Source organism: Streptococcus mitis, assembly GCF_005144795.1.
In the GTDB taxonomy this organism is placed as follows: Bacteria; Bacillota; Bacilli; order Lactobacillales; family Streptococcaceae; genus Streptococcus; species Streptococcus mitis_BB.
The window spans coordinates 54,730-66,720 of the sequence record NZ_SWFJ01000007.1 but is presented as its reverse complement, the minus strand read 5'-3'; the positions used below and the strand labels follow the sequence as shown (position 1 = coordinate 66,720).

Sequence of the window (11,991 nt, the reverse complement as noted above, 5' to 3'; positions counted from 1 at the left end):
TCACGATTTTGCTTTATCGTGCTGTATTAATATGATTAACATAATTGTTCTAAGTTCAAATTTTCTTTCAATAATGGTGAATTTCCTGCAAGTTCGCGCAACTGATTTAATTTGGTCAGTCCTGTATCACTCAAATTCAAAAGCTGAAAGAGATTTTTGATAACCTTCTCATTTGTTGCGTGAATCAGGCGATGAATATCTCGTCCAACAATGATAAGGTTCCTATAAGAGTCATCCTTTGTTTCTAACCACGGTCTCTTATGGTGACAATGAATATCATCCATATCCAATTCCTGACCGGTTACAGCACATTTCCCTTTTTGAGCTACAAATAAAGAAATTCGATTATCATTGTATTCAACTGTTGCACGCTTATTTATAATTGAGTGTTCTCTCAGCCATTTTAATTTCCATGTTTCAACAGATTCCTGTTGTTTATGAATCAATTTTCTCCCCTCGGGAGTATACCTATTCAGATTCTTATTTCTTCCTTTTAGTGTTCTCGTCTTGACATAGCTAATTGGAAGAATTGGATAACCCATTAAGTACCGAATATTTTGAGATTGGAGGTAGGGGAGAAGTCCTTTATCTTTTCCCTTGTATTCTCCTATTTTTGTCAGACCTTTCGCCTGCAATCGATTTTTAAAAGAGAGATAAAGCTGATAATGAATTTCTTCTAAATCCTTACTCACATGTGTTGCCATACTATAATAGTTATGAATACCGATAACCATACTATTATACTTCTGTATTTCACGAATAATTGTTTCTTTAGCACCTTTAATTTGTATCAATTTCATCTGTTGTTTCAGTTGATGTTTAATACGTTTATTGGCTTTTGATGCAATATGAGAGAAACAAACCAAACGATTATTCTTAGAAACTAGCTTTAAAGTAATCCCAAGGAATTCACTACTTTTCTTTCTCAGATTGGTAATTTGAGATTTTTCCTCTGAAATAGGGAGGTTAAGTCGTTCTTTTAACCACAATTTTACAGCCTTAAACGTTCGCTCTGCCTCATTCCTATTTCGACAAAAGATTTTAAAATCATCCGCATATCGGACAATATAAACTTCTTTTAGCGTCGTTGAAGCTCGCAGCTTTCTGTATACATGTGACTTGTGTCTTGTTCCCTTGGAATTATATTGAGGAACTAATTCCTTACAATCTCTTTCTTCCCATTGTCGTCCTATCCACCAATCAAATTCATTGAGATTGATATTGGCAAGTAGTGGAGATAAGATACCTCCTTGTGGTGTGCCCTTAGTTGGATATGTCACTTTTCCATTCGGAAGAACAATTGGTGCTTTTAACATTTTTCGAATAATCACTAGAAGTTGTTTGTCTCTGATACCTAATGTCCAGATTTGACGCATTAACTTAGTATGATTCACTTCATCAAAAAAGCCTTTAATATCAACGTCAACGACATAAGTCATATGACTTTTATTCATACGATACATACAGTCCATAATAGCGTTATCAGCCGACCTTAAGGGTCTAAATCCATAACTGTGTTTGTAAAATTTCGCTTCACAGATTGGATCCAACACTTGTAAAATACACTGTTGGGCCACTCTGTCCCACATCGAGGGAATGCCAAGTGGTCGTTTCTTCCCATTTGGCTTAGGAATCTCTACTCTTCTGACTTTTCTGGGTCTATAATATTGAAATCTTCTTTGAACTTTAGAGATAAAGTCTTCTTGGGTCAGATTTTCTAAATCTTTAATGGTAACACCATCTACTCCTTCGGTTTGACTACCACCATTCCGCTTTATGGTACGATAAGCGAGCAGTATATTCTCGGGAGATATGATAATGTTCATTAAGTTCTTAAAACTGAATCCCTTTTGACTTTTTGAATATAAATCATCAAATATCTCAGTCATGCCATAGTATTCCGCATACCTTAGTTTTTGATGTTTTAATAGTTTGTCATCATTTTTTGATTTCGTCATGGTCTATCACTCCTCTCTTTGGATTCGTGACCTTTTATGTCTTACAAGAATCCATGAAATGATAAAGTTCATAACAATACACTATTGACTAGTGGCTGTTCCTCCAGTATCATTACAACACTTTCAAAGGTCGTGCCACCACTCTCACTAGAGATTAAGGAAAGTTATGATTTTCTTTCCAATGTTTCTCTGGTTGTGCAACCTCCACATCTCTAGCTTTCGACGTTCCCTTATCTTTATCAATACTAAACTTAGGTGCCTAGCTATACCCCTTCAACTTTGATATGCCTGTAACATAACAAGGAATTTCATATCGTCGATTCTTACTCTTCCTCAAGTTGAAACAACTTACGTTGTTATACGCATTTCTACGTACTCGCCTTCGGAGCGTACATTCGCTGGTTCGTCAGTGCTCATGCACATTCTCACCCTATTTAGTTTTTAATGACTCCCGACCTATCAGATACATATTCCACCTCTGGAACACTTTCGATTCTTAAGTCCTTAAGAATGACGGTATCTTTCAGCCGACTTCACCGAGCTTCAAACCTTTACCTTTGCACAAGATAAACGCATGTCGGAGTATTAGAGAAATCGTTTCAGGGCGTTACCCCTTCATTCCAATTTTCAAGATAAGAGTTCTCCATTCTATTCAAATTTAACCTGATTATCAGGTTGATTTTTCAAGAACGTGTCTAACCTTTTCAGTTAGAAACGTCTCGCACCTACAAAAGCCACATGACCATAGTCTGCTGGTGTTCCATGTGTTCCTCCCACAAAAGAAACAATAGCACCTGCTCTTGGTGTAGAGCCAGTTTCCCCACCAAGACTTGAAGCTGTCGCAACCCAGTCCTGACCATTTCCCATAGTATTAATGATTGAAATCTTATCTCCATTACTTCCTTTTAATTTCAAGCCTAACTGGTTCATACGAGCCGCAACACCCCATGTACATTGTCCATAGGCATAGGCCATACCATCTCCACCACCAGGAACAGAATGATCATACAAGTCTCCACGAACACCTTCAAGGGATTGCGGGTCACTTTTTGCCTGTCCTCCATTTGTTTGGCTAAAGCCTTTTTCAATTTGGTAATACCATTCCGTTGCTCTGGTTTGTCTTTCCAGTAGTTTGTCACCAGAATTTCCCTCCCAATAGGTAAGGAAGAGTTGGGCTAGATTGGCTGCACTGCCCGTATTTCCAAAGAAATCCTTTAACCAACTTTGATAGTAAGGACTATCCCCATGAAGCATAAAATCAAGTTGGAGGTCTAAATCATACCATTTCTTATTTTGGGTGCGTGCATAATTTAACAAGGCTGTATGACGTGTTGAACCATCTGCGGTATCCGTCCATTGCCCTAACCCCAAACCTCTATGAAGTATATTAGGATAAGCACCACTATAAATGGCTGGACCTCCAATTGCTAACCAGGTTTCATCATCCCATGAGGAATCGGTAGCGCCAACAGGAGGAGATAAATAATCTCCCTCAGCTCGTTTTGGATTGATAGAAGATTCTACCGACCAATTTCCTAAAATAGCCGCAATGGCTTGGGAACTTGCCCCTTGAGATTTCAAAAAATCATAAATATGTTTTGCACGTTCAAACTCATCCCCACCAAACTGACCAATGGCAGGTAAGATAGTGGTCTGAAGTTGAATGACCTTTGGAAAATAAAATTGCGGATTGACATACACCAATTTTTCTTTCTTGTTCTTATACTTTTGATAGGAAACTTTCAAACCTGTATCGTCTGGTGTTTCACCAATAATATCACCCGTTAGGACTCTTGTCCCCTCAATCGCACGGCCATTATGAATAGAATACAAGGTCAATCTACTCTCATTCTCTCCTTTTCCGTTAGTGAGAATAACATTGTCGCCATCTAGAGATACAACTCCATCCATTGGTGCGACAATCGTTTGGTGAGCCTTTGCTTCTAGTAGAATGTACTCCTGAAGGGTAGGTTTTCCGTCTAAATCATAGTATCCATAACGATAAGTCATGGTTAGACTATCTTCGTTGCTTTTCCCCTCAAATGGATTGTCCAATTCCTGCATGGAAGCATAGACACCTTCTTCTTTTAGTTCCTTCATTTCCTCTTGATCGTCTTTCGATAGTTTATACTTAGGAGTTTCATAGAGGTCTTGCATGGATTTCAAATCTTCCCCATCGTTTAAATCATGCCACAAAGTAGATAGATAATCCTTGTAAGTTTCTGTACTAAATAAGTGAACTGGTTTGTGTAACTCATAGTCATGGAATTTAAAGTTCATATACCCCATCACATCATCAACTTTTGTGTAATAGGTAATTCCTTTGTCATTTGTGCGAGTATGTTCTGCATCTTCCCAAGTTAGGTGGGTATAAGCTTTTGTTAATTCAAATTCATCTTGTTGAATCAAACTAGAAGATGAAAATCCTAAAAAGAAGCTCATTATAAGTAAAAGAAGAAAGACTATTCCTCCAACTATCCAGGTTACAGGATTCCCAGTCGCAAATGTAAAGAAGGAAAAGGCTGCTTTTAGTTTTTGATAGATATTTCGAACACTTGTAAGACCTTGTTTCTTTAATTTTCGAAACCGATTTTTAAAGGAACTTGGGTTATCTTTCGCTAGTTTCCATCCTTTTCCATCCTTAAAATGATGGTATCGCTCTTTTGTGTTGGTCAGTCTTTTCTTGGTAAAACGACCTGTTGCTTGTCCTGTTTTGACACTAGCTTTTCCAATGTTATAAGAAAGCCGACTGTAGCGTTTCCCTTTTCTAATGGTCTCTTGAAGTGTGCGATAGCCTTCTAAATTTTCATTTTCTGAAGCTAACTCTCCTCCTTCACGTCCAAGAACATAAAGAAAAGTTTTGGCTTTCCTACTGACTTTTTTGGACTTATAGGCTTGTTTAGTAGATTTTAGATTTTCTTTTGCGGCCTTGACTTCTTTCTTAGCTTTTAATTCTTCTAAACTCTTCCCTTGAAAGAAAAAATTGGATTTTACTTTTGTTTCCTGACCGTAGAGAAATTTTGGATTGGTTTTTCTTTCTTTACGACTCTCTTTTCTTTCTTCTTTTGTTTGTACCTTGACTTCTCTAAATTGCTTCTTGGCTATTTTCAATCGTTTCCTAGCATGAGGTAATCGTCTATCTCTTAATTCTTTGCGATTCAAAAGAGATGGAGGACTATTTTGAAGAATATGATTGTAGTCTTCATTTGCTTGTTTTACTCTAGCCTTTGAAACTTCTCTCATCTCCTCTAGCTTTTCTTTTATCTCTTTTTTCCATGCTTTTTCATCCAGTACAGCGGAATCTTTTTTCTGTTTCTTCACCTCCTTCTTTCCTTTTTTCAAGAATTTTTTCTCATCTTTTAGGCTTCTTCTAAATGCCTTTCGGGCACGTATGATTTCTCTTTTATCCTTCATTTACCTTCCCCTTAATTAGAAGCCATTTTATCAGGATCCGTACTCATGATATCAAACAATTGAGTACCTTGAGGAATCTTATTTTTAAAGGGAACAACAACTGAACCAGCTTTTATTAGTCCTGCCCCTTTTTCTGGATTGACTAGGTATTTTTCGAGTTCTTTTGACAAGCCTAAGAGTTGAACCAGTTCTTCTCGGTCATTTTTTGCCTGCTTGAGGAGAATCATAAATTCACTATTTGCAATAATCCGTCTACCATTTGGATCTAACAATAAGGTTTCGACGTTTTGAGTTATCCCAGTCGGACTGGCTCCATATTTTCTGACACGACTCCATAATTTAAAGAAGAAATCACTGGCATATTTATCTAATAAGAGAAGCTGCATTTCATCAAAATAAATCCAGGTTTTCTTCCCTAATTTTTGGTTCCGAACAACACGATTCCATATCTGATCAAACACTACCATAAGAGCGATTTGTTTCAGCTCATCTCCTAACTTCTTAACGTTATAAATCAAGAAATTAGATCCTGTCTGAATATTGGTCTTATGAGAAAAAATATCAAGAGAACCTTCGACATATAGTTCCATATCAAGTGCCAAATTCTGCGCTTCTTCTTCTGGCTGTTGACTCAAGACAAAAACCCATTCTTCCAAAGAAGGCTCTTTAAATGACTGATAGGTCAGTCTGGTGACTCGGTCGATAATCGATTTTTCTCTTCCATCCATTTTTCTATCCAATAACTTGCCGATAAAGGATAAAAGAAATTCTGATTTTACCTTTACAGGGTCTTCATCCATATTTTCCTCAGACAAGTCAAGGACATTGAGATAAGTTTGGGAATCAGGCGCAATATCAATCATTTCTCCCCCAAAAGCTCGTCCAATGACACTGTACTCTTCTTCTGGATCCACAATGATAATTTCAGTATTTTCACCAGATTCCTTGATTTTGGTCGTGATAATTTCATGCTTGGTTGCCATCCCTTTCCCAGCTCCAGATGTTCCTAAAATCAGACCAGACGGTGTATTTAATAGGCTGCGATCAATGGTAATAATATTACTTGATATTTGATTGATACCGTAATATTTCCCACTACGGTCTTGTAAATCTACTGAAGTCCAAGGTGAGTTCACTGCTACATTAGATGTTAATAAACTCCGTGATACGCCCTCTAAAAAATCACAACCAAATGGCAGCAAGCTATTAAAGGCTGCTTCTTGCATATATGGAAGTTTATCAATCATTAGGTCATTTGAGCCGGCCACTTGTTGGATAGTGTCTAGGGCTTGTTTGAGTTCTTCTTCATCCTGACCAAAGACCCCAATCAAGAAGACCGTTTGAAATAGTTTATCTCCTGTCTCGGTCATGGTTTTTAAGAGTTCCTCAGCTTCATCGATATTGCTTTCTAATACATGACCTACTTTTTCCAAATAGATACCTGTACGAGCTAGTTTTTGTTGTTCCCCAATCTTTTGGGATTCCATTAAGGTTTTCTTTGTTCGTAGTTTCTTCATGGCATCTGCCTTGGTCGAACTTTGAGCATGAAGGCTTACAATCAATTCCAGATCTCCTTGCATGAGGTCTCGGATAAACTGATCCCCTAATTCCATACCGTAGTCTCTCACATAGACAATCTGTAATAAGCGGTCATTGATTTGTAGGTAATTCTTGTTTTTAAAATCCAAGAGATTAGGTGCTATGAAGTGACGAGTTGTCTGGCCAGATCTCGTTAAATCACGATAAGAAAAAGGAAGATGGTGTTCTCCTCTAAGCATATCTGCCAACAAGTTCACCCGTTCTTCTCCAGTCAAGGATCCAAATCGAGCATCAATTTCTGAGAAACCACTCTTGAAATATTCGCCTATTTGAGACAAGGAACGATAGGCTTGTTTGGGATTAGAATCCTTTCTACCAAAACTAATCAGTTTCACAGCCGAAAAGTTATTTTCACCACTATCTAAATTTTGATTCATCATCCGATTCAATTCTTTACGATAGCTATCGTACCCATCTTCTTTTTCCTCATACAAAACACTGTGTCTGAATTTTTCTAAATTCAATCTTTTATTAAAAATGGTCAATTGGAAGTTGGTTTGGTCATCTAAAGAGTTAATCAAATCAGAATACTTCTCAATGATTGCGCTCTTATCTTCTAAACCAACGGTCTGGTAATTGACATCACCAAGTAAATAGCTTTGTGAAAAATATTCTTCTTTTACCTGCATCAGACCATTTTGATACAGAGCTTGATAGGAAAGAGTATTAGCCGTAGAGGGTAACACTTCCTCTTTTTTTCCTTTAACTACTTCTTTCTGATTAGTCATTGAGGTTTTTTGTTTCTTTAATGTATTTGATTTTCTTTTCATGTTCAGGTCCTTTCTTTCCTGTAATTGTGCGTAGGGGAACCGTTAGTTCAAAATGAAGACGGTATTTCAAATAATGTTCAAAATATAAATCATTGGGTTTATAGACTCCAAAAAGCATGAGGGGGATGGTAAAGGCAAACACAAAACCGTAAACAAACCAATCTCCAAATTGCCAGAAAAAGAGATTCAAGCCCAAAACAATAATTGTGACAATAAAGGCTGGTAAAACAAAGATGATTTGTCTTGTGGTGAAACCTAACCAAGCCCTGTGTTGGTATTTTGAGATGTCTTTAAAGACACGTGTATTCATGACTTTCCTTTCTAAAAAGGCTAAGAAGCATTCACTTCCTAGCCTTTATCTAATTACATACCTAAGATTGAGCGAGCCGTACGTTGAGAACCAACGAGGGCAATAATCAGTAAGATAGCTTGTACCAAACTACCAAACATAATCGCAAGTGATTGCAAGACTCCTGCACCATTTGAAACAGCTATTTTCCCAGCAGATTCAAACAAAGGAACAAGAGAAACAATCAGAAAAATAAGAACCCCTTGTACCGCATAGACCATAATATTTTTTAAATAACCAATACCAATAGACTTCCACTCATCACTTAAAAATGTTGGAATCGTAAGAGGGGCAAATGGGATCATAAGGTAGAGTTGAATAAATCGAATAGATACCAAAAGATTAACCATGGCTGCACTTACTATCCGAACTAGCCAAATGAGGAGGGCGAAAAATCCCACAATCATACGGCCAATAAATCCTGAACCTTTTAGTCCAGAGATGGTATCATACTTTGCCCCACCGTGAGCCACAATCGAGGCCACTTGTTCAATGGCGTGACTCGCAATCCCGATGATGGCTTCTACAATCACGGTAGTGTTGGTAATTACAACTGCGACCATAATATAACTAATCAACATCGGCGCTAATGCTTCAAAGGTCATCGCTCCTCCTGAGTTAGCAATTTTCTTTGCCATCTTCGAAAATTCTAAGATGAGAACAACTGATAAAATCGCAACTCCAAGAGGCTGCATGACACTTTTAGTAATACTAGACATATAAGTCCAAACTGTTGGATTGTAGCTAGATAGGGATTTAATCAGATCTACCGTAGATTGTAAATCTACATTAAACCCTTCAAATAAATTTTCAGCTGATATTTTTTCAGATGCAAGGTAAACAAAGGGTGAGACTAAACTAAGATTCATGTCATTGTTTATCCTCCTAAATTGAAATTTGAGTTACAAAGGCTCCAGCAGCCCCTACCATAACACCACCGACAATTTCCAGAATGGCATTCCGAACACCAGGTCCACCATCTTTAATGTTGGTTGCAAGGTTGACAATCCCCACAACAACGAGAAAGGCACCAACTGCAATCAATCCCTTCTGTAACAAAGACATAGCTTGTGCAAACATAGCACTTGCGTCTACTCCATAAACAAAACCTTTAAAATGCGTAATCATCTATTTCCTCTTTTCTATTTTTATTTTAAACTAGATTCAAAAGTTAAATCACGAATTCTAAGGCCTTCAAGATGATTTTCTTGTCTTTGATTCAAAGGATTGATTTGATAGTTCCACCACCGTTCATCGGTTTCTTGGTTGGCTAGGTACTTCCAGTTTGGATGCTTAGTGGAATTGTATTTTTTGCTTTTAAAGACTGGCATATTAGCAATTCGAACCAAGCATTCATGCCGTTTCATATTTCCGACTTCATCAGGTGTCATTAAATCACGAGCAATCTTTTGATGAGAAAGGGATCCTGAACCTGTCTGGCCAAAGGAACGACTAGTATTTCGAACATCAATGGTTTGTTTACCGAGTAATCCACTCATAAATTTAAAGGTATCTTCATCATTACCACCTAAGTAGACTAAGCTATCACAGTTCCCAAGAATGGTTTTCCAAGCTTCTTTTTCTTTATAGAGCCCTTGAAGTTGGGCAATATTTTGAAGAATGGGAACGAGACTCATATTACGAGAGCGGACTGTTGAGGTTTGTTCAGCAAAGTCTGGAATTTCTCCAATATTTGCGAATTCATCTAAGTAGACTCTCACATGAAGAGGCAATTGACCCTTAAAATCAATATCTGCTTGTCTTGTTAGGGTTTGAAATACGGTTGAAAAAAAGAGGGCTGAAAGAAAGCGAAAGGTACTATCGTTATCTGGGATAACTAAGTAAACCATTGATTTTTCCATGCCCCATGTCTTCATATCAAGGGTATCTCTTTTGGTCAAATCCATGACACTTTGAATATTGAAGAGGGCAAATTTAGCAGTGGTTACAGCTATAACAGAATCCAGAGTCTTATCCTTATAATTTTGGAAATCTGCCCAATTTCGCATGGTAAAATTTTCAGTTCCATACTTTTTAGCATAATTTTCAAATAGAATTTCTAAGACACTTTTTTCTTGGTTTTCACCCTTGGATAAGTGTTTAATGAGTTTTGAGATTTCAGCAAAACTTGGATAACGCCCTCGTTTTTTTCGCTCTTCCACTTCTTTTTTTTGACGTTTCAACAAGTTTTGGTATTCTGTTTGACTCAAACGACTCTCTTCAATGAGCTGTTCTCTTGTTTTGGGTGGATTATAGAAATCGACCAAGTAAGAGGCTAAAGCTCGTACCAAAGTCATAGAAGCTTCATCCCAAAATGGATCACTACGAGAGCCAGAGCCTTTGGTGTTATTAAAATAAACCGTCAGCATGCGATTCAAATCATTTTCTGTCTCTATATAGCGAAAAGGATTGAAGCCATCTGAGTTCTTCATATTGACTAAATCTAACACCTTTACTTGGTAGCCATGTTCTAAAAAGAGTTTGCCTGTTTTCTCAGCTAAGTGATCTTTAGGATCCACGACAATATTAGAACTGTTCATCTGAATCAGATTAGGTTTTACAAAGCGAAAGGTCTTCCCACTTCCTGAACCTCCGATCACCGCAATATTCTTATTTCTATCATATTGGGGTGGTTTTTTATCTAATAATGTCAAACGAACATCTTGTGCTAAAATCGTATCATGAGAAAATTCCTTACCGTAAAAGAGCTTCTTTTCTTTTAGAGTTCCAAAACGGGCGCTCCCGTATTCTACCCCTTCTCGGTATTGTTTTTTACCAGTCTCTAGATAGAGATAAACCAGCAACATCATCACAAAGCCTAGTAGAAAAAAAGCACTTGATTTTCCAGTAAAAGAAACATTCCATGGCGACTGAAGAACTTCATCTTGACCCTCCATCAGAAGATGAGTCCATTTATCTAAGCTATTTCCAGTATAGGAATCATACAAAAGCGTCAAACGATGAAAAAGATAGCCTAGTAAGATGCCTAACAGTGAGAATAGTAGGAATTTCTTTCCACTGTACATCATCTCACCATCTCTTTCTGTTTGACGGCCCCTTCTTGTCTAAAGGTAATTTGGGATTTAGCCTCATCAATTGCATCGTCTAATGACTTATCCATGGTAAAATCAGCTAATTTCTCCGGATCATTAACCATTTTTTCTAACAGATGGTCTAAATGATTGTCCAGAATCGAACGGTCTTTCGTGTAGAAATGTAGAGAATCCCCTTGCCAAGCGATGGCTAAAGGAATCTCTTCTTTTTCTAAAAAAGCTTTAAATTTCTCTATATCAATTGGTTTGTCTAAAAAATCTTTTTTCAGATTAATCGTATCAATCGAATAAGGAGATTGTAGCAATTCTTCTAATTTCTGTACCCCTATCTTATAGGCGGAATCTTGTGCTAAAACTTGGCGTCTAGACCATTCTAGAATCTTTAAAAGACTTTTTACAGTAAATAAAAGACTACGCTCAGCATATTGAACTGCCATTCGTTCCTGTTGTTCAGAGGACATCTGAGGCCTCCTTCTTAACAAATAGCAGCTTTCCTTCTTTATAACGATAAGCTATCAATTTCTGACGTTGCTTAATCGACTTGACAACCTGCAGTAGATCTCTCGAATAAGGTTCTCGAAGAGTAACTTCTACTGCTTTCCCATCAAAGATACCAACACGTTTAAATTCAATGTAGTCTTTTTTGAGATGTCCTAAGCCCATACCAAAAGGAAAGTGATGAATCAATTGGATGGTACAACCACCTTTATTTCCCATTTGTTTCAAATCATACAAGTTTACTACCTTCATGATTAACTCCTTTATCTAGTTTGTCGCATCGTTTAAGTCTGGTAACGATAAACTCCGTGTCTGTTAGAAAATTCTCACACACGTCTTGTGCCAGTTGC

Annotated in this window: 9 protein-coding genes; all 9 read right to left on the bottom strand. The window is 37.4% G+C overall.

Translation table 11 applies throughout. From position 1 onward, the window contains the following. Positions 1 to 35: 35 nt before the first annotated feature. The 9 genes from ltrA to FBF73_RS05965 all read right to left on the bottom strand — a co-directional run bounded on the left by ltrA (position 36) and on the right by FBF73_RS05965 (position 11,893). Positions 36 to 1,958 (bottom strand): group II intron reverse transcriptase/maturase, encoded by a 1,923-nt coding sequence (gene ltrA, locus FBF73_RS06010; protein ID WP_136937262.1) that lies wholly within the window; start codon positions 1,956 to 1,958, stop codon positions 36 to 38. Positions 1,959 to 2,666: 708 nt separating this feature from the next. Beyond that, the gene (locus FBF73_RS06000) at positions 2,667 to 5,372 is read right to left on the bottom strand and encodes a phage tail tip lysozyme (protein ID WP_136937261.1); all 2,706 of its coding nucleotides are present in this window, start codon (positions 5,370 to 5,372) and stop codon (positions 2,667 to 2,669) included. Positions 5,373 to 5,383: 11 nt separating this feature from the next. Further along, entirely contained in the window at positions 5,384 to 7,741 is a 2,358-nt protein-coding gene (locus tag FBF73_RS05995) for a VirB4-like conjugal transfer ATPase, CD1110 family (RefSeq protein ID WP_169435183.1), read from the bottom strand. Then, the gene (locus tag FBF73_RS05990; protein WP_048773335.1) at positions 7,692 to 8,051 is read right to left on the bottom strand and encodes a PrgI family protein; all 360 of its coding nucleotides are present in this window, start codon (positions 8,049 to 8,051) and stop codon (positions 7,692 to 7,694) included. The genes FBF73_RS05995 and FBF73_RS05990 overlap by 50 nt, the downstream gene beginning before the upstream one ends. Before the next feature lie 53 nt (positions 8,052 to 8,104). Further along, positions 8,105 to 8,959, bottom strand: a complete 855-nt coding sequence (locus FBF73_RS05985) for a conjugal transfer protein TrbL (RefSeq protein WP_001054257.1) — start codon at positions 8,957 to 8,959, stop codon at positions 8,105 to 8,107. A 16-nt stretch (positions 8,960 to 8,975) separates the two neighbouring features. Next, a complete protein-coding gene (locus tag FBF73_RS05980) occupies positions 8,976 to 9,218 on the bottom strand; it encodes a hypothetical protein (RefSeq protein WP_000627865.1) in 243 nt (80 codons plus the stop codon). Positions 9,219 to 9,238: 20 nt separating this feature from the next. Beyond that, positions 9,239 to 11,116: a VirD4-like conjugal transfer protein, CD1115 family gene (locus tag FBF73_RS05975; RefSeq protein WP_136937288.1), complete on the bottom strand. Its 1,878-nt coding sequence runs from the start codon at positions 11,114 to 11,116 to the stop codon at positions 9,239 to 9,241. Then, positions 11,116 to 11,604, bottom strand: a complete 489-nt coding sequence (locus FBF73_RS05970; RefSeq protein WP_048773330.1) for a hypothetical protein — start codon at positions 11,602 to 11,604, stop codon at positions 11,116 to 11,118. The genes FBF73_RS05975 and FBF73_RS05970 overlap by 1 nt, the downstream gene beginning before the upstream one ends. Continuing rightward, positions 11,594 to 11,893 carry a hypothetical protein gene (locus tag FBF73_RS05965; RefSeq protein WP_000869753.1) on the bottom strand — a complete coding sequence of 100 codons (300 nt, stop codon included), beginning with the start codon at positions 11,891 to 11,893 and terminating at the stop codon, positions 11,594 to 11,596. Before FBF73_RS05965 ends, FBF73_RS05970 begins: the two co-directional genes overlap by 11 nt. Positions 11,894 to 11,991: the final 98 nt, after the last annotated feature.